The sequence below is a fragment of the Acinetobacter sp. ANC 4654 genome, from assembly GCF_002135425.1.
Lineage (GTDB): Bacteria > Pseudomonadota > Gammaproteobacteria > Pseudomonadales > Moraxellaceae > Acinetobacter > Acinetobacter kyonggiensis.
The window spans coordinates 58,530-78,066 of sequence record NZ_NEGL01000013.1 but is presented as its reverse complement, the minus strand read 5'-3'; the positions used below and the strand labels follow the sequence as shown (position 1 = coordinate 78,066).

The 19,537-nt window shown below is 44.4% G+C and carries 13 protein-coding genes and 1 pseudogene; 10 read left to right on the top strand and 4 right to left on the bottom strand.

All coding sequences use genetic code 11. From position 1 onward, the window contains the following. Nucleotides 1–91 precede the first annotated feature (91 nt). From B9T24_RS15685 to B9T24_RS15675, 3 genes and pseudogenes are all read left to right on the top strand, one after another. Nucleotides 92–229, top strand: a pseudogene (locus tag B9T24_RS15685) (SDR family NAD(P)-dependent oxidoreductase); the annotation flags it as partial. Nucleotides 230–329: 100 nt separating this feature from the next. Further along, nucleotides 330–512, top strand: coding sequence for a sulfur carrier protein ThiS (gene thiS, locus B9T24_RS15680; RefSeq protein ID WP_228145740.1), 183 nt, complete (start codon nt 330–332; stop codon nt 510–512). A gap of 12 nt (nt 513–524) precedes the next feature. Further along, nucleotides 525–1,319, top strand: coding sequence for a thiazole synthase (locus B9T24_RS15675; protein ID WP_086166649.1), 795 nt, complete (start codon nt 525–527; stop codon nt 1,317–1,319). A 69-nt stretch (nt 1,320–1,388) separates the two neighbouring features. Here the strand turns inward: B9T24_RS15675 and B9T24_RS15670 are convergent, their stop codons facing one another. From B9T24_RS15670 to B9T24_RS15655, 4 genes are all read right to left on the bottom strand, one after another. Beyond that, nucleotides 1,389–3,896 (bottom strand): TonB-dependent siderophore receptor, encoded by a 2,508-nt coding sequence (locus B9T24_RS15670; protein ID WP_086166648.1) that lies wholly within the window; start codon nt 3,894–3,896, stop codon nt 1,389–1,391. Between the two features lie 169 nt (nt 3,897–4,065). Next, entirely contained in the window at nt 4,066–6,549 is a 2,484-nt protein-coding gene (locus tag B9T24_RS15665) for a TonB-dependent siderophore receptor (protein ID WP_086166647.1), read from the bottom strand. A 65-nt stretch (nt 6,550–6,614) separates the two neighbouring features. Beyond that, nucleotides 6,615–7,574 (bottom strand): FecR family protein, encoded by a 960-nt coding sequence (locus tag B9T24_RS15660; RefSeq protein ID WP_086166646.1) that lies wholly within the window; start codon nt 7,572–7,574, stop codon nt 6,615–6,617. Nucleotides 7,575–7,595: 21 nt separating this feature from the next. Beyond that, the gene (locus B9T24_RS15655) at nt 7,596–8,111 is read right to left on the bottom strand and encodes a sigma-70 family RNA polymerase sigma factor (protein ID WP_086166645.1); all 516 of its coding nucleotides are present in this window, start codon (nt 8,109–8,111) and stop codon (nt 7,596–7,598) included. 224 nt (nt 8,112–8,335) lie between these two features. Here B9T24_RS15655 and B9T24_RS15650 point away from each other — a divergent pair, with 224 nt between their 5' ends. The 7 genes from B9T24_RS15650 to B9T24_RS15620 are packed head-to-tail and all read left to right on the top strand — an operon-like array spanning nt 8,336 to nt 19,482. Next, nucleotides 8,336–8,647 (top strand): hypothetical protein, encoded by a 312-nt coding sequence (locus B9T24_RS15650; RefSeq protein WP_143223208.1) that lies wholly within the window; start codon nt 8,336–8,338, stop codon nt 8,645–8,647. After that, nucleotides 8,644–10,311: a PepSY-associated TM helix domain-containing protein gene (locus tag B9T24_RS15645; RefSeq protein WP_086166643.1), complete on the top strand. Its 1,668-nt coding sequence runs from the start codon at nt 8,644–8,646 to the stop codon at nt 10,309–10,311. The genes B9T24_RS15650 and B9T24_RS15645 overlap by 4 nt, the downstream gene beginning before the upstream one ends. Further along, a complete protein-coding gene (locus B9T24_RS15640) occupies nt 10,308–10,661 on the top strand; it encodes a DUF3325 domain-containing protein (RefSeq protein ID WP_086166642.1) in 354 nt (117 codons plus the stop codon). Before B9T24_RS15645 ends, B9T24_RS15640 begins: the two co-directional genes overlap by 4 nt. Before the next feature lie 9 nt (nt 10,662–10,670). Further along, complete coding sequence (locus B9T24_RS15635; RefSeq protein ID WP_086166641.1) at nt 10,671–11,879, top strand: efflux RND transporter periplasmic adaptor subunit; 1,209 nt, start codon at nt 10,671–10,673, stop codon at nt 11,877–11,879. A gap of 3 nt (nt 11,880–11,882) precedes the next feature. Continuing rightward, nucleotides 11,883–14,966, top strand: a complete 3,084-nt coding sequence (locus tag B9T24_RS15630; protein WP_086166640.1) for an efflux RND transporter permease subunit — start codon at nt 11,883–11,885, stop codon at nt 14,964–14,966. Then, nucleotides 14,963–18,067 (top strand): efflux RND transporter permease subunit, encoded by a 3,105-nt coding sequence (locus tag B9T24_RS15625; RefSeq protein WP_086166639.1) that lies wholly within the window; start codon nt 14,963–14,965, stop codon nt 18,065–18,067. The genes B9T24_RS15630 and B9T24_RS15625 overlap by 4 nt, the downstream gene beginning before the upstream one ends. Nucleotides 18,068–18,078: 11 nt before the next feature. After that, nucleotides 18,079–19,482, top strand: coding sequence for an efflux transporter outer membrane subunit (locus B9T24_RS15620; protein WP_086166638.1), 1,404 nt, complete (start codon nt 18,079–18,081; stop codon nt 19,480–19,482). Nucleotides 19,483–19,537 lie beyond the last annotated feature (55 nt).

The following is a 19,537-nucleotide window of genomic DNA, read 5'->3' as shown; positions in this document are numbered from 1 at the left end:
GCTATGACTTAAAAAGTACAGAAAAATGAAAAGCAGTAAGGGTTTAGTGAGAATTTGACGCAAATAAACTGCAATACAAAAGGAATGTATTATGCCAAGAGGTTTAAGCAATAAAGTCGCTTTCATTACAGGTGCAGCACAAGGGATTGGTCGTGGTATTGCCTTATGCTTAGCGCAAGAAGGTGTACATTTGGCTTTGGTAGATTTATCAGCAGATAAATTAAAAAACCAAGCTTGAGTAAATTCCTTAACTCGAAGTCGGCAAAGGAAAGTGGGCGATAAAAATAACGGGACAGAAGCATGCGGACTTTTCTAAATGGCGTAGCAAAATAGATTATTCACAAAAGATTACTCATAGTAATCTTTTACAACTGATTCAGGATTTACAACTTGAGGGTAAGCGTTTTGCTGTTGAGCATAATCACAGGATTATTTCAAAATCTCAACTTCAATATATTCTCTTGCAAGATCAAGATTGTATTGAAGTTATTCATACCGTGGGTGGCGGTTAATTCGGAGCGTACATGGAAGATGACACACTTATTCTTGGTTCAAGAACATTTAAGTCACGTTTATTGGTGGGCACTGGGAAATATCAGGACTTAAAAGAAACAGATTTAGCCATTCAAGCCAGTGGTGCTGAAATTGTGACGGTGGCGATTCGCCGTGTCAATATTGGTCAATATGCTGACCAACCCAATTTATTGACAGTTCTTCCACCAGACAAATATACCATTTTACCAAATACAGCAGGGTGTTTTGACGCGCCGAGTGCTGTGCGTACCTGTATGTTGGCGCGTGAACTGCTGGATGGACATAACTTGGTCAAGCTTGAGGTTCTAGGTGATGAAAAAACACTTTATCCAAATGTCATAGAAACGCTAAAAGCAGCACGAACATTGATTGATGATGGTTTTGAAATTATGGTGTATACCTCGGATGATCCAATTGTTGCGCAAGAACTAGAAAGCATGGGCTGTGTTGCAATTATGCCTTTGGGGAGTTTAATTGGCTCTGGATTGGGTATACTCAATCCACATACGCTTTCAATTATTAAAGAAAATGCCAAAGTTCCTGTATTGGTCGATGCGGGTGTGGGAACAGCAAGTGATGCCGCTATTGCTATGGAACTAGGCTGTGATGGTGTACTCATGAACACCGCAATTGCGGCAGCACAAAATCCGATACTGATGGCATCGGCAATGAAAAAAGCTGTTGAAGCTGGGCGTGAGGCTTTTCTTGCTGGACGTATGCCACGTAAACGTATGGCGAGTGCCAGTTCGCCTAAAACAGGCTACTTTTTTTACAATAGAAGTTAAATTATTTGAAACAGCATTGCATCAATTTCATCAAGTCAGTCATATAGGGATATGACTGACTTGATTGTTTTAATATTTAGCTTTTAGTGTTAACAGGAAACTTCTTGGTTCACCATAGAAACTGCCATAGCCTGGCTCACCAATGGTACTGTAATAACGTTTATCAAAAATATTATTCAGATTGAGCGCTAAATTGAGATTGGGATTGATTGCATAAGCCGCTCGTAATGCCCAAAGTGCATATTTAGGTTGCACGACTTGCATTTCAGTCCATGCCCCATCATATTTTCCTGTTAATGGGTTATATGCTTGAACCCAACCATCTTTATAGTTTTCACTTTGGGCTGTTACGCCACCACCAACTTCAAGCCCTTCCACGAGTTGATCTAATTTGTAATTGGTCCAAACTTTAACGAGATGTTTAGGTGTGTAACTATTCAAAGGCTTACTGGTATTGTTTTTATTTTCATTGTCATTATAAGTATAGCCTACAGAAATGTCCCACTCAGGGGTGATGTTGCCATTTACTTCAATGTCAAAACCTTTGCTTTCATATGAACCACTATCGATATAACAGCAAGGGCTGCTCCATGTACCACTTATTCTAGTACCTTCACCTTCTTTCTTGACCTGATATAAAGCCAAACTTGTGTTTAATTGATCATTAAACAAGGTGGATTTGATCCCAATTTCATAGTTGGTGCCTGTAATTGGATCTAAAGGTTGATTGTTGACATCCAATAAGTTGGCTTGGCTTTTATAAATTTCTGCTGAACTTGCATACAGTGTTGTTCTATCGGTTACATCATAGACAATGCCAAAATAAGGAATAAATAGTTTGTCTTGTAATGTCTTAGTATCGAGGTTGGTGCCAGTGAGGGCTTTAAAATTATGAACATTATTATCATCTTTTAAAACATAGCGTCCACCAGCAATCAGCGCAAGATTTTCAACTGGGCGGAAACGTAGGGAGCCATATAAACCCGTTTTTTTATTGGTTGTTTGATTCATGTTTTTCCAGTCAGTTGGCGGATAAGCCCATTCTGGCGGAGCAACATGTTCAAAAGCATTACCATTTCCATAGTAAATCCAGTTCTCTTTATAGTCCTTCGTACTGTTGCTGTGGTCAATCCCTAAAATGACATCATGCTTTTGATCAAATAAATTAAAACTGCCTTGTAAGTTTAAATCGACAGTGGTTTCTTTAAAATCAGTTTTACTTTGGTTACGCCACCATTGACTTTCAAGGGTTTCATAATTGACAGCACCTTCCATTTCAGCGGTATTAATCCCATCATCACCGATATTGTGACGGACATTAAATTGCGTTTTCCAGTCATCATTAAATACGTGTTGTACGTTTGCAAACAGAGAAATATTTTCACGTTCCATCCATCCCCAAGGTGCGCCCATGGTTGTACTACGTGGTAAATTCAAATCTGCACCATCTTGCCAACGCGGTAAACTGGCATTAAAGGCATCGGTTTTATCTTTTTGGTAACTTGCACCCGTAAATAAAGTGGTTTGTGGACTCAGCTCAAAGTTGAGTGCCCCGTATAACATTTCACGGCGATTATGGGTCGGTTTGTAAAAAAAGTCTTGGTCTTGTAAAACTGCAACAGCACGGCCCTGAATGGTTTGCTCCGTATTTAGTGCGCCTGTGCCATCAATTTCAGCACGATAATTATTCCAGCTGCCTATGCTGAGAGTAGAATTGATTTCAGTTTCAGCCTTGGGGCGTTTTGAGGTGAGATTAATGACTCCACCAGCTTCACCTGCACCAAATAATCCGTCAGCACCACGAAGTAAAGCCACTGATTCATATTGCGCCATGTCTGCGTTATTATTTCGATCTTGAACGCTTGATGTACCACCGCCATCGTAACGGATATTTTCTATTTTTAGACCACGAGAACTATAGTTGTTGTTTAACCAAAGTTGTTCTCGTGTCACGCCTGTAGTTTGCAGCATGACATCATCTAATGTTTTTAAACCTTGTTGATCCATACGTTCACGGGAGATGACCGTTACGGATTGGGGTACTTCTTTTAAATTTTGTGCTGATTTTCCAACATTAACCATATGTTTGTCAGAAGCTGCAACCATTGAAATAGTGGGTAATTGTGATACACCCAATTCATTTTTGCTGCTAGATACGCGGTTTTGACTGCTTAAATGGGCAGCTTGGCTATGAATCGGTGCCAATTGAATGACTGGAGCTTCTTGAGGTGTAGTGGTGACTTTAGCTTGAATACTATATCCACCACTGGCTATTTTTACTGGTTCTAACTGATGTGGTGCTAACAATAATGCCAAAGCTTGCTCAGTTGAATAGTGACCGTTTAAGCCTGAACTTTGCAATTTAGCAAGAGTAGTGGAATCATAACTAATGGTAATACCTGACTGGATAGCCAACGCTGTTAAAGCTTGATCCAGTGATTTTTTTGCAATGGAAATATTGTGCTCAGTCGCTGCATATATAGATGTCGTTGTCATGCTGCATACAGCGAGTGGCATGCCTAAAAAAATTGCACGGATAGCAAGAGCCAAGGCATTATTTGCTCGATATTCCTTCATGAGATTTCTCGTTTGAGAGTATGTTTCTCAATAAGTCGGACAAGAGCAAATAAAAGCTCATTTTTTATGTAGTTTTTTTTAATTTATAATTTAACTGAACTAAAACTCTAGGTTTTATAAAAATAGGCATCTTTAGATGCCTATTTAAAAGTGCCAATAGCGTTAACTGTTACCAGTCATATTTAAGCCCAACTCTAAAGTTCATTGGTGCGCCATAATAGCTATTTCCTGTTGTTAAATAATATTTTTTATCAAAAAGATTATTTAGATTTAAGTTTGTCGTCAAATTATTCGTAATTTTATAACGCGCCATTAAATCCACAACACTATATTCACTTTGTGTGAACTTTCGATCCGCAGAATAAATCTCATTTTGCCAACGGATGCCACCACCTACAGTCAACGCTTCGTCAAAATAGGGTAGTGTGTATGTTGTAAATAGCTTGGCCGTGTTATTTGGGATATTGGTATTGAGTGCATCACCTTTACTATCTTTAGATATATTTCGCGTAAAACTGGTAGAAATTTGCCATACATCTGTAATTTTACCCGTGGCTTCCACTTCAAAGCCTCTGCTTTCTGTTCCTGATTCAGCACGATAAGCCTGTGATCCATCAGGAGCGAAAACATTTGTGATTGCAATGGCTTTATTATCTTCTTGAGTCTGATAAATGGCAGCACCAATGTTTAACTGGTTATCAAAAAATTCACCTTTAAGACCCAGCTCAGTACTATTACCAACTAGGGGGTCAATATAACTTCCTGTAATGGTTTTTCTATCTTGTGGAGAGAAAATATTGGTATAACTGGCATAGGCTGTCCAATGGTCTGTGAAATCATATGTGACTCCAATATAAGGAATGACTTCACCATTTTCTTCACGTGTTGTATAGGTTGTTTTATTGGTAGACGTAATATAACTTCCAGTTACTCGCTCCCAATCTTCAACACGAGTCCCTAAAATAATGGCTAAATCGTCTATTGGTTTTAAACGTACTGCGCCAAAGATGGATTGGCTGCGGTCATCACCACTATACCAGCCATCAATTTGAGTCGCAGGGCGGTTTGGTGTAGAACCATTCCAAGTGAAAATATTGTCTAAATCTCCAACCCAAGACATGCCATTATTCCAGCCAGAATAAGTTGGACGTTTATTTTCACTTTTGGTATAGGTGGTTCCTAAAACAACGTCATGGGTTTGATTAAACAAATCAAATGAACCATTGAGCGTTAAATTAAATAAATCTTGGGTAGGGCGATAATCCCAACGAGTTGCATAAAGCATGGCACCACTGCCTGTAGTTTTATCTATACCATTTCGTGAATAGGTATACCCCACAACTTCATCTGAATCGGTGATAGTTCGGGAAATAGCCCCTTTGAGTTTCCATCGGTCATTGAGTTGATGATCAATATCAGCAAAATAAGCAGTTGTTGAGCGATCTGAGGAAGTCCAACTTGCTGCGGCTGAGTCTGAGCGAGACCAGTTAATCAAGGATCCATCGCTATAAAAACTGGGTAAACCGCCACGTGCAATACCTGAAATATCAATTTTTTGATAACTGACACCAAGACTCGCTTTGGTTTGATCGGTTAAATCTGCTTCTACCACGCCATAAGCCACTTTGCGTTCTTCACTAAAGCGGTCAATATAAGAGTCACCATCTTGATAGGCCAGTACCGCGCGACCTCGAATACTGCCAGATGCATTTAGTGGAGATGACACATCAATGTCTGTTCGATAGGTATCCCAAGAACCAACATCTGCACTTATAGAGGCTTTGAAGTCTTGTAATGGTTTTTTTCTGACCATATTAATACTTGCACTGGCTGTACCAGCTCCAGTCATTAATCCATTTGCACCACGAACCACTTCAACGCGGTCAAACAGTGCCATATCCTGACTTTGGAAAATGCTTGAATATGAGTTAAGTAGCTTCACACCATCGAGTAAATAACTATCTACTTGTTGACCACGTGCATAAATCGGCGAGTTATCACTACCGATGTTCCCACCCTGATTGATCGTCAAACCCGCAGCTTGATTAACGACATCTGTCAATTGTGTTAGATTTTGATCTTTCATTTGCTGATTAGTAATGACACTAACCAATTGCGGTGTTTCTTTTAAACTCAGTGCCAAGCCTGTGGAAGCCGTGGTTGCTTTTGCCGTATATGAACCAGAACCCTCAGTAGTTAAAGTCTTTTCTTGATTGGCCGTTAAAGAAATGGTTGCCAATTGTGCCGAATCTGTTCCTGTCGTGGGTCGTTCATTTGCTTGATACTGAGTAGTGACTTGAGGTTTTTCTGTATTGGTTTTAGCTTGAATGCTATAGCCACCACTCGCAATTTTCACGGAATTTAACTGATGCGGTTGCAGTAATAAAGCCAATGCTTGATCTACAGAATAAGTTCCTTTAAGTGCTGTACTGTTTATTTTCGACAGGGAAGCGGTGTCATAACTAATGGTTATTCCTGTTTGAATAGCGAGCTGTTTAAGAGCTTGGTCAAGGGATGTAGAAGCAATAGAAATAGGATACACATTGGCAGCATAGATAGCGCTGGTGGTAAAACCAGTTATAACCAAGGGCATACCCCATAATACTGCCCGTATCGCCATTGCCAAGGTACTTTTTGCCTGATAATCCTTCATGCGGTTTCTCGATTAAGAGTGTATTTCTCTATAAGTCGGATGTCGCATAAAAAAAGGTCAAATCTTTATTTATTTTTAATCTTCAAAAGATAAGGACTATAAAAATTTAGCTCAAGTTGATGTGTATAAGCCAATGTTTCTAAGCTTTGCTGTGTATTTTTGAGTGAGAAAACACCAGATACAGGTAGTGCTTTAAGACTCTCATCCAGAAAATAAGTTCCTTTCCTATAACGGTAGAGTTCAGATAAAACTTTTTCTAAGGGCCATTTTTCAACCACTAAAAGTCGTTGAGTCCAATAAGGACGATCATTTTGAAGTACGATTGATTTCGAAATATTATTGTCATCAAAAACAACGCGATGACCTTGCTGAATAATACGGGTTTCTGTCATCCGATCGGCATGTATGGCTACGGCATGTTGATAAACACTCACTCTTGTTTTGTGACTATTTTCCTGACGAACCGTAAACTGTGTCCCTAGAGCTTCAACTTGACCATCTTGTGTTTTCACAATAAAGGGACGATGCCTTTTTTGATCCTTAGCGGTTTGAATATAAACTTCACCTTCTATTAATTTAACCTCACGTTTTTGTGCTGAAAATTGAATATTGACATAACTGTTACTGGATAAAATAAGTTGTGAACCATCTTCTAATAGTACTGATTTAATTTCACCCACTTCAGTGTGATAGTCTGCTTGCCATTTTGCCCACGGAAAACAAGATGCCATGAATCCAAGGAAAAATAGTCCAGAAAGGCTAAATACAATATTTTTTTTGAGTGATGAGTGAAATTTTTGTTCGGAATTCACCAATAGTTCAGGTTGGAAGTTTGCTGGAAGGTTAGATAAGCCGTGCGTCAGTCTTTCGATTTGCTGAATGGCTAAGGCATTTTGTTTGTTTTCTGCTTTCCACTGCTCGAATTGTTGGCGTTGCAATTCAGTAACTTCTCCTGAATGTAACAAGACCAGCCAATCTGTAGCTTCATCTATAACATGTTCAGGAATGGGCTGAGAAGCAGACATAAAAACCCGTGCTAAATTGAATTAATGCTCAGAATTATAAAGATTTATACAGGCGAGAAAAGCCTGTTTCATATCACGTTTTACCGTTGCTTCAGAAATATTTAACTTTTCAGCGATGGCGTAATAGGTCAGACCATCCAATTGTGACAATAAAAAAACTTGAGCTGTACGTTGTGGAAGTTTTTCTAGCATTAAATGAACTTGATATAACGTTTCCCGAATACACACTTCATGCTCAGCAGAGGGATAAAATTCTTCGGGCAAATGAGCAAGTGCTTCTAAATATAAACGTTCAATATGCTGACGACGCCAATGGTCAATCATCACATGTTTTGCTATCCCCATTAACCACGCTTGCGGTTCTTTAATATTGGTAAAACAATAATTACTTTTTAAAGCGCGATAAAAAACTTCCTGACTTAAATCTTCTGATTGATGGTGATGCTGAAGTTTATGCTTAAACCAAGACAATAATGTTGTTTGATGCGTTTGATAAACATGGCTCAGCCAGAGCTGTTTTTGTACATTCAGATTCATAGTTTTGCCTATTGGCTTGGCGACAACAATCCTAAAATTTGTACTGAAAATTAGGAGATAATGATTTACTTGATAATCTTAATAAGAATCATTCTTAAACGCAACAACTAAAAGTTACAAATCGCAACATTTGTGCTGAGCTTTTTTTTTATTTCACTCGTCTTAGTAGTAAATGCCAGTAATGGCTGTACAGCAGTTTCTGCATGTTAGTAGTGAATAGATAAATGAAGCCCATGATTTTTAGACTGAATGATCAGCAGCATTACCGCTTTATGGTGCTGCTGCGTATTTTACTTGCCTCTTTGGGCGGTTTTTGTATTGCTAACTTAACCGTGCCAGTCATTGGACTAATGTTTCCAGAGCAATTGGCGCTTGCTGTATATGCTGGACTGCAACTGAGTTTTGTGGTGTGGCTGGTTTTTATTTTGGCCATATTCAGTATTAAAAATGCGTTTCATGCGTTCTGCCTAACTTTAGGCTGCATTGCGGGTCTAGGTTTATTGGCAGTATTACTCAAGCCGTGGGGAACGCTATGAAGGAAGGCTTCCGCCAGTGTATGGCTTGGCTGCATACATGGACTGGCTTAGTGGTCGGCTGGGTGCTGTTTTTTGTATTTTTAACTGGAACAGCAGGCTATGTGCAGATTGAACTGACACGCTGGATGCAGCCAGAAAGGGCAATGCAGGTTGTAGCCATTCCAGCTGAAGCAGATCAATTGGACAAAGCTTATGCTTATCTGAAACAGCAGCCAGAAGCACAGCAGGCTGAGCGTTGGGGCATTAATTTACTGTCAAATGCGCGGGGCTGGGATGAATTCTCCGTGAACTGGTCGCTGCCTGCGCAGAAAGGTCAGCGCTACGGTGAATACCGCACTCAAGTTTTGGATATAACCACTGGACAGCCGCCAGTACAGCAGCTCAAGCCGCGGGAAACTGCGGGTGGAGATGCGCTATACCGCATGCATTATGCTTTGCATTATCTGCCTTATGACTGGGCCATCCGCATCGTCGGGATCTGCACCATGTTCATGTTCGTGGCGATTATTTCAGGTGTCATCACCCATAAAAAGATTTTTAAAGACTTTTTCACTTTCCGTCCCGCCAAAGGCCAGCGTTCATGGCTAGATGCGCATAATGTCATCAGCGTGATCGCTTTGCCGTTTTATTTGATGATCACTTATAGCGGGCTGATTTTCTTTGCCAATGTCTATATGCCATTTGGTGTGCCGATGGTCTATGGTTTTGGCGAGAACAATTCAGAGCGCTACTATGCAGAACTGTATCCTGGCTCACGCTTTGGTGCAGAGACCTCTATCGCTTCGCAGTCGATGGGGCAGAACGCACAGCATTTTGTGCCAATCCAACCTGTATTGCAGCAGGCGCAGCGAGAATGGGGAGCACACCGCATTGGCAGCGTGAATTTCTATCCCGCCAAAGCAGAGTTCTATCAAATCAGCCATGACAGCATTGCTAGACAACGCACCTCGCTAAATTTTGATTTATCCAATGGGAAAAAAATTGCTGACAATCCATCCAATCAGGACAAAGCACCAATGCAATTTGCTACGACTGTATTGGGATTACATGAAGGCTCTTTTGCCTCACCGCTAATTCGGATTCTGTATGTCATCACAGGACTGTTGGGTACAGCGATGATTGCGACAGGTTTAGTACTGTGGACAGTAAAGCGTAGGCCAAAACAGCTAAAAGCCGAACGCATGAGCTTTGGTCATGCACTGGTGGAGCGATTGAACATTGCCATGATTGCGGGGCTACCTTTAGCAATTGCCGTATATTTTTGGGCCAATCGTTTAATTCCATCACATCTGGCTGATCGGGCCGCTTGGGAAATCCACAGTTTATACATCACCTTGGCGCTAAGTTTTCTTTATGCACTGTGCAGGCCGATAGCACGCGCTTGGCTGGAAATTCTGAGCGCCGCCTCCCTTGCTTATTTGTTATTGCCGCTACTGAATGCGCTAACGACGGAACGACATTTGGGGGCTTCGCTTGCACATCATGACTATGTGTTGGCCAGTATTGACCTTGGTTTTGTGTTTTTAGGCAGTGTTCTGGCTTGGGCTGCCTATAAAGTTTGGCTAAAGCGTGAAGCAATTTTAAAAAAGCCCGTAGCCAAAGCCAAGCGCCTACCAAAACAAGCTCAGGTTACAGCTGTTCAAGCCAGTGAGAAGCTGCCATGAGCCTTGATGCAGTCAATATTTTAACCGCCTGCGCGCTCTGCTATTTGGGCATGTTCGCATTGAACCTTTCTATGGAGCGCAATGCCAAATTAGTCCTGAACCGTGTGCTTTCTTGCAGACTGGCCAAGCTCAGCTATGGTTTAGGTTGGTGCAGTTTACTACTTGCATTATGCGCTGGCATTTTGGCATGGGGCTGGGCAGTCGGCATTACGGCATCCTTTGGGATTGCTACTGCGGTCGCAGGCTGCATCGTTTTTATTCAGTCTTACCGACCTTGGCTGAATTTACATTTTTCTGTAGTCCTGCTGTGCTTGGCGCTTGGGCTGCAATTTTTTCGAATATATGGGTAAGCGTTGTTCATGAGTGATCCAACTGAAAATTTAAACCACCAAAAAAAGCCTCTTGCCCCTAAATTTAAATATTTAACTGGAGTAATTCTTATTCTGGTTTTAGGCGCAGGCTATGGGTATTGGGCAGCCGCATCTTCTAAGCCTACAGAGGAGTTTAGCCAATGGAGTAAGCCTGTTCCCGTGCGGGTCGTTGCGGTTGAGCGCCGTGATTTAAGCGTTGAACTGAAAGCCATTGGCACGGTTATTCCTGCGCATACGGTCAATGTTCAGAGTCAGGTTTCGGGCACGTTGCAACGTATCTATTTTCAGGAAGGTCATTTGGTTAGCAAAGGCCAATTGCTAGCGCAAATTGATCCTGCGCCTTTTCAGGTGGAACTGGCTCAGGCGCAAGGCACTCAGCAGCAAAACTTGGCGCAGCTGCGCAATGCCGAAACTGAGCTAGCACGCTATCAATTGCTGTTTAAGCAGGACTCGATTGCCAAACAACAGGTGGAGCAGCAGCAGGCTTTGGTGAGTCAACTGAAAGGACAAATTCAGGCCAATCAGGCACAAGTGGATGCCGCGAAACTGCAATTGTCTTATACCAAAATTTATTCTCCCATTGCAGGACGGGTTGGATTCAAGCAAAAAGATGCTGGTAATTTAATTCAAGCCAATGAAGAAGCTGGCTTAGTCACCGTGACGCAGGTTCATCCGATTTATGTGCAGTTTGCAGTGGCGGAAAACTATTTAGACACCTTGCGCACAGCAGCTGGCAAAGGGCAAAAAGTGCAAGTCAGCGCATGGGACAAAGCCGAACAAAAGCTATTGGCTTTAGGACAAGTACAGGCTTTGGATAACCAGATTGACCTCAATACCGGCACATTAAAATTAAAAGCGGTATTTGATAACCGCGATGATGCGCTGTTTCCAAATCAGTTTGTCAATATCCGCTTGAATGCCCAAACCATTCAGGATGCGGTCAGTATTCCGAATGATGCTATTCAGCATGGTGCAAAAGGCACTTATGTTTATGTGATTAATACTCAAAATAAAGCTGAAATACGCATGCTGAAGTTGGGCGTGACTTCGCAGGGCCAAACCGAAATTTTAGCTGGGCTAAATGGAACAGAACGTGTGGTCTTAGAGGGGATAGATCGGCTATCGGATGGGCAGGAGGTACAAATTGTACAGAACAGTCCGCAAGCGGTTGTTTCAATTCCACCGACTGCTGGATAAAGCATGAATATTTCACGGTTCTTTATTCTGCGCCCCGTCGCCACAGTGCTACTGATGTTGGCATTACTGTTCAGTGGGCTGCTGGTGTGGCGTCTTCTGCCAGTTTCTGCCTTGCCACAGGTGGATTATCCGATTATTCAAATTTATACTTTTCAGCCGGGCGCTAATCCAGATACGGTACAGCGCACGGTGACGGTGCCGTTAGAACGGGAAATGGGCAAAATTGCAGGCTTGAAGCAAATGTCTTCGAGCAGTTCAGTCGGGGCATCGGTCATCACGCTGCAATTTGAATTAAGCGCAGAACTGGGCGTGGTAGAGCAGGAAGTGCAGTCAGCACTTAGCACAGCCAGCAGCAAACTGCCTAGTGATTTGCCTGCACCACCAATTTATCGCAAAGTTAATCCAGCCGATGTTCCAGTCATTACGCTGGCGGTCAGCTCTAAGACTTTACCACTCACCACAGTCTATGACATGGTGGATACACGGGTTGCGCAGAAACTGTCACAGCTTTCAGGGGTTGGTATGGTCAGCCTTGCTGGTGGGCAGCGTCCAGCCATACGGGTGCAGATGAATCCTACTGCTTTGGCGGCTTATAAAATGAGCGCAGAGGATGTCCGTGCAGCAATTAATGCGGCCAACACCAATCAGCCCAAAGGCAGTTTTGATGGGCCTTACCGCACCACCATGCTAGATGCCAACGACCAAATCCGCTCTATTACGGATTATGAAAATCTGATTTTACGCTGGAACAGCGGAGCACCGATCCGCCTAAAAGATGTCGCGAAAGTGATTGAAGGCAGTGAAGACCGATACATGGCGGCATGGGCAGACAGCCAGTCTGCCATTCTGGTTAATGTGCAGCGCCAGCCGAATGCCAATGTTATTCAGGTGGCGGATCAGATTAAGCAGGTTTTGCCAGAACTACAGCGTAATCTGCCTGAAAATGTGCAAATTAGGGTACTAACAGACCGTACTGAAAGCATCCGCAGCGCCATTCAGGATGTACAGAAAGAGCTGGTATTTGCAGTTTGCCTTGTGGTGATGGTGACATTCCTGTTTTTAAGAAATCTGTCTGCCACTATTATTCCGAGCATTGCAGTGCCACTGTCAATCATCGGCACTTTTGTGCTGATGCATTTTCTTGGCTTTTCGGTCAATAACTTGACGTTGATGGCTTTAACCATTGCCACAGGATTTGTGGTGGATGATGCCATTGTGATGTTAGAAAATATTGCACGGCACCGCGAATCGGGGGAAAGCCTGCTACAGGCTGCGCTCAAAGGGTCGAGGGAAATTGGATTTACCTTAATTTCTTTAACCATTTCGCTGATTGCCGTGCTGATTCCTTTGCTGTTTATGGGCGATGTCGTTGGTCGGCTGTTCCATGAATTTGCTGTGACTTTGGCCGCGGCAATTGGCTTATCTCTCGTGGTGTCTTTAACTTTGACCCCAATGATGTGCGCTTATTTGCTCAAAGATACAAAACATGCGCCACGCCGTAGCCGCTGGAGTTTGGATCGGATTATTCAGCGCTATGGCAAGGCGCTGCAATGGGTATTTCGGCATCAGGTGCTGATGCTTGCGGTGATGCTTGGCACCGTATTTTTGGCTGGCGCATTGTACTGGATTATTCCTAAAGGCTTTTTCCCCATACAGGACAGTGGAGTCATCCAAGTGGTGACCGAAGCACCAGATGATATTTCCTTTACGGCGATGGGTGAACGGCAGCAGGCACTGGCCAGCCAGATTTTAAAAGACCCTGCGGTTGAGAGCTTATCTTCATTTATCGGCATTGATGCCAATAATCCAAAACTCAGCAATGGGCGCATTCTGATTAACCTGAAAGCGCATGCCGAGCGCGACAGTGCAGATCAGGTCATGGCACGCCTGAAACAGCAGTTCAGCCATGTGCAGGGAATTAAAGGCTGGATGCAGCCAGTGCAGGAGCTCAGCATTGAGGACAAAATCAGTCGGACTCAATACCAGCTAAGTGTGACCGCAGCCAAAGTGGCAGATTTGCAGCAGTTTAGTCCTGTCTTTGTCGAAGCTCTACGGCAGCAGCCGGAGTTCTTGGACGTTGCTAGTGAAGACGGCGGTCAAGGTCTGCAAGTATTTATTGATGTCAACCGCGATGCGGCTGCGCGTTTAGGCTTGAGTATTGAAGATATCAGCCGCGCCTTGCAAAATTTGTTTGCACAACGCCAAATTGCCACTTTATATACGCAGGCGAATCAATACCGCATTGTGCTGGAACTTGACCCCAGCTTGACGCAAGGCATTGATGCGCTGAATCAAACCTATATTCAAAATGCTAGCGGTGAGCCAGTGCTGCTCAGTTCCGTGGCTGTGGTTGTGCAAAAGCGCACTCCGGTTCTTTTGCAACAGCAGGCACAGTTCCCCGCCCATAGCGTGTCTTTCAATTTGGCACCGGGAATTTCCCTTGGTGAAGGCATTCAGGCCGTTCACCGTGTTGAAGCTGCCCTGAATTTGCCAGCAGAGGTCAACGTGCAGTTACAAGGCGCAGCAGCGGCCTTTGAAAATTCATTGCAGCATACTTTTTGGCTGGTACTGGCAGCCATTGTGACCATGTATCTGGTGCTGGGCATGCTGTATGAAAGCTTTATTCACCCGATTACCATTCTTTCGACCTTGCCTTCAGCGGCCATTGGTGCGCTGCTGGCGCTGTTTATAGTTGGCCGTCCACTGGATATGATTGCTTTAATTGGCATCATTCTGTTAATTGGTTTGGTCAAAAAAAACGGCATTATGATGGTGGATTTTGCCTTATCAGCACAGCGTAATGACGGTCTCTCAGCGCAGCAGGCGATTTATCAAGCTGCCTTAATGCGCTTCAGGCCAATCTTGATGACCACGCTGGCAGCTCTCGTTGGAGCCATTCCACTGATGCTGGCTTCAGGTTCTGGTGCTGAACTGCGCCAGCCTTTGGGCATTGTGATGGTGGGCGGCTTGATTTTAAGCCAGCTGCTGACGCTATTCACCACACCCGTAGTTTATCTGTTCTTTGACCGCTTGCAGCAAGCCCAGTCGGCAGTGCCAGCCATGAATGAAATGGGAGATGCACCTTGAATCTGCTCTCCGCTTTTATTCACCGTCCAGTGGCCAGTGTTTTGCTGGCAATCGCGATTGTGCTGCTGGGTATATTGGCCTATTTCCGCTTGCCAGTCGCCGCCTTGCCGCAGGCGGATATTCCAACTATTGTGGTTCGGGCCAGCTTGCCAGGGGCCAGTCCTGAAAGTATGTCGGCTACGGTTGCCGCACCGCTGGAACGTGCCATGATGGGCGTTTCTGGGGTAAAAGGCATTAATTCATCTAGCAACCAAAATGCCACACAGGTGGTTTTACATTTCGACCTAGATACTGACATCAACGAAGCAGCGCGAGAGGTGCAAGCAGCCATTAATGCAGCCATGTCGCAGCTTCCTTCCGGCATGCCCAGTCCACCTGAATATTTTAAGATTAATCCGAGCCAAAGCCCGATTTTTTATTTGGCATTCAGTTCAAAGCATCTATCGGCTGGCAAGCTGTATGAAATTGCCAGCAATCAGTTACAGCCGAATCTGGCGCAAATCAGCGGTGTTGGTGATGTCAGCATTGATGGAGCATCCATGCCAGCGGTGCGGATTGTCTTAAATCCAAATGCGCTGATTTCGCAAGGCGTATCACTGGAGCAAGTGCGTGAAGTAATTGTCAAAAGCAATGTGGAGCAGGCTTTGGGTGTGGTGGAAACTCAGCAACTGCGCTGGCAGGTTGCGCTCTCGGCCAATTTGAAAAATGCGGCGGATTTTGCCAATTTGGTCATTCATCAGCATGGCCAGACTGCCGTTCGCCTTAAAGATGTGGCCGAAATTCAGGATGCAGTAGAGAACCGTTATGTCAGCGGTTTTCATAACGGCGAACCTGCGGTAATCATTAAAATCAGCCGGCAGCCGAATGCTAATACCGTGGCTGTAATTGAAAAAATTAAACAGAAACTGCCGCAGCTGCGTTCACAGATTCCCGCTGATGCACAGCTCAGCATTGTGATGGATGGTTCCGAAATGATCCGCGCTGGACTGAATGAAGCGCGTGATACTTTACTGTTTTCGATGCTACTGGTGATTATTGTGGTGGCGTTGATGCTGGGGCGCCTGCAAAGTGCTCTGGTTCCAAGCATTACGATGCTGGTTACCCTGATTGGCGCGTGCAGTTTGATTTATTTGGCGGGTTTTTCACTGAATAATCTCTCCATCATGGCAGTGATTGTCGCGATTGGCTTGGTGGTGGATGATGCGATTGTGGTGCTGGAAAATATTGAGCGCCATATTGAACAGGGAGAGCCGCCTGTGCAGGCTGCCCTTAAGGGCATTCAGGAAGTCGGCATGACCTTGATTGCCATGAATCTAGCCTTGGCGGTGATTTTTATCTCCGTACTGTTTATGGGCGGTGTGATTGAACGGCTGTTTAGGGAGTTTTCTTTAACGCTGGTGTTTATTGTGCTTTTATCGGTTTTCATCTCGCTGGCACTGATACCAAGTTTGTCGGCACGCTGCCTGAAACCGCTTGAAAGCGCTAAGAATAATGCGTTATATCGAATCAGCCAAGGCTGTATGCAGAAACTCAGCCAAGGCTATTTGCATTCCTTAAAATGGATGATCGGGCATAGCTATGTGGTAATTTTACTGTGGGGCAGCGCCATTGCAGCTTCGGCTTATTTATATCAGGCACTGCCGAAACGGGTACTGCCCGAACAGGACACTGGGCGCGTTGCAGCGTTTATCCGCGGCGATGACGGATTTTCTTTCCAGATTATGCAGCCGAAAATTGCGGCGTTCAGCCAAAGCCTGTTAAGCGATCCGGCAGTCAAAAATGTGATCGGCACATCAGGCGGTGCAGACGGAACCACCAATTCTTTTTTAATGGTGAACCTCAAGCCCAAGGCCGAGCGTGAGGGTAAAGCTTCACATGAAATTGTCGAGCGGATGAAGCAAAATGCGCCGTGGCAGGCTGGTGCGGTTTTTTCAGCATGGGTCGAGCAGGAGCTTGAACTGGATGATCCTTTTTCCAGCGGCAGCGGGCAAGATCATATGCTGCTGCTCCAGTCGGATAATATTGCGCTGCTGCGTGAATGGGCGCCAAAAGTTACCCAAGCGATGCAAAAGCTGCCGCAGCTGGAAGAAGTGGAAACTAAGGGCGATGAAGGTGCACAGCATGTCACGCTAGATATTGACCGTGAAGCAGCGCGGCGTTTGGGCGTGGATATTGAAAGCATTTCCAGCGTGTTGAACAACTCATTTTCGCAGCGCCAGATTTCCACGATTTATGATCAAAGCAATCAATTTCATGTGGTGATGGAAGTTGATCAGCAGTTTACCCAGCAGCCAGAGTCGCTGATCAATGTGAAAGTTCCCAATCAGCAAGGCGAATATGTGCCGCTCAGCAACTTCGCTACATGGTCTTATGGCATTAGCAATGATCGGGTTTACCGACGTAATCAGTATGCTGCAATGGGCATTGGCTATGTGCTAAAGCAAGGCTACAGCGCTGAACAGGCAGATGCAGCCATTCACAGCCTTTTGCCAGAAATTATGCTGCCGAATGAGATTTTTATGACCGCAGACAAAGATGTAGAGGCAGAAAGCCTACAGGCAGGATTAAGTACGCCATTGCTGATTTTAGCAGTGATTGGCCTGATTTATATCCTGCTGGGGGTGACGTATGAAAGCGTGATTCATCCCTTAACGATTTTATCCACGATTCCAGCGGTCGCCTTAGGTGCATTGCTGACGCTGTGGTTGTTTAATTTTCAATTCACCTTAATTGCACTGTTGGGTATGTTTCTGCTGATTGGCATTGTGGTAAAAAATGCCATTCTGCTGATTGATTTTACCCTACAGGAACGCCGTGCAGGAAAATCTGCCCGTGACGCGGTGCTGTCGGCAGCGGCATTGCGCTTCCGCCCGATTTTAATGACCAATACAGCAGCTTTGCTTGGCGCTATTCCTTTGGCATTCAGCTGGGGCGAAGGTGCGGAACTGCGTCAGCCTTTAGGCGTGGTCATTGCTGGCGGCCTAGCGCTGGGGCAGCTTCTGACGCTGTATACCACGCCTATTATGTATTTGTTGTTGGAAAAAACAGCGCAGCAATTGCAGCGATTAAGTATAAAAAATGCCTTGAGCTTAGGAAAATAGGAACAATGTGGATGCAGAGTTTGTTCTATAAAAATGCGGTTTGCCTCAGTGGCTTAATGATATTGACCGCATGTGCTTCGACCGCTGTGCTGCAGCCACCAGAATATCAGGTGCCTAAAGTTCAGATAGATGAACAGTATAAATATGCCAGCTTAAACTGGACAGCAACCGACGTGCTACAGCCAATTGAGGCGGATTGGTGGCAGATTTATCATGACCCGATGCTCAGCCAACTGATACAGCAGTTGAATCAGGAAAATTTAAGCCTGCGACAGGCGGAAGCCCGTTTCCGTTATGCCAATGCATTGCTGGAACAGCAGCGGGCTGTCCGCCAGCCGAGTTTGGCATTGAATGCCTCTGCAAACCGCAGTGGCGGAAAAAATGCAGCTTCAAGTGGTCAATTCAGCAGCGAAATTCAGGCCAGCTGGATACCTGATGTATGGGGGCGGGTTGCAAAGGCGATAGAAGGACAGCAGGCCAGTCTTGAAGCTGCTGGCGCAGAATTGCAGGCGGTCAAATTAAGCCAGCAGCTGCTGGCCACAGAAGCCTATTGGAATATTCGTGTATTGGATGCACAAATGAATATTCTTCAGCAAACAGAGCAAAGTTATATCCGTTCAGTGCAGATTTTAAAGAATCAATATGCTGCGGGGATGATTGCGCGTGCAGATGTGATACAGGCCGAAACCCAGCTCAAACAGGTGCAGATACAGCAGCTTGAAAAGCAAAGAGAACGTCATTTACAAGAAAATATTTTGGCTATTTTACAAGGTCTGGGCGTTGCTCAATTTCAATTGGTGCCACAAAAAATAGTATTTCAAGTACCGAAGTTACCGACACAATTGCCTAGTCGTTTATTAATACAGCGACCTGATGTTATACGTGCTGAACGTGATCTAGCTGCGACCCATGCGCAGCTAGGATTAGCGCAAACAGCATGGTTGCCTGATGTCAGCATTGGCTTGAACAGCACTGTGAACAACCAGATTTTCAGTCAGTTGTTCCAGTCTCCGCAGTATTTATGGTCGGCTGGCCTAAAAGCCGCTGCTGTGTTATGGGATGGTGGCAAAAGAAAAGCTGACATCGCTGCCGCGCAAGCCAATTATGATGAAAAATCTATAGCCTATAAACAAGCTGTGTTGACAGGCTGGAAAGAAGTAGAAGATGCGCTGCTGCAGTCTGCCAGTTTCAGACAGCAGCAGGCAGAGCAGGCTAAATTATCTGCGCTGGCTGTGGGAAATGAGCGAGTCGTTACACGGCGCTATAATGCAGGTTTAGTGAGCTATCTGGAAGTGGTGAGTGCCCAAAATTTAAGACTGCAAGCTGAACAAGCAGCTTTAGAACTCAAGCAATTGCAGCTTAAAAATACAGCACAATTGATTGCAGCATTGGGTGGAAATTATGCTTTGTCTTAATACTATTTTAAATAAATAGAGTCCGTTGCCAGTTCAGTCATATAGTGCATTTTAG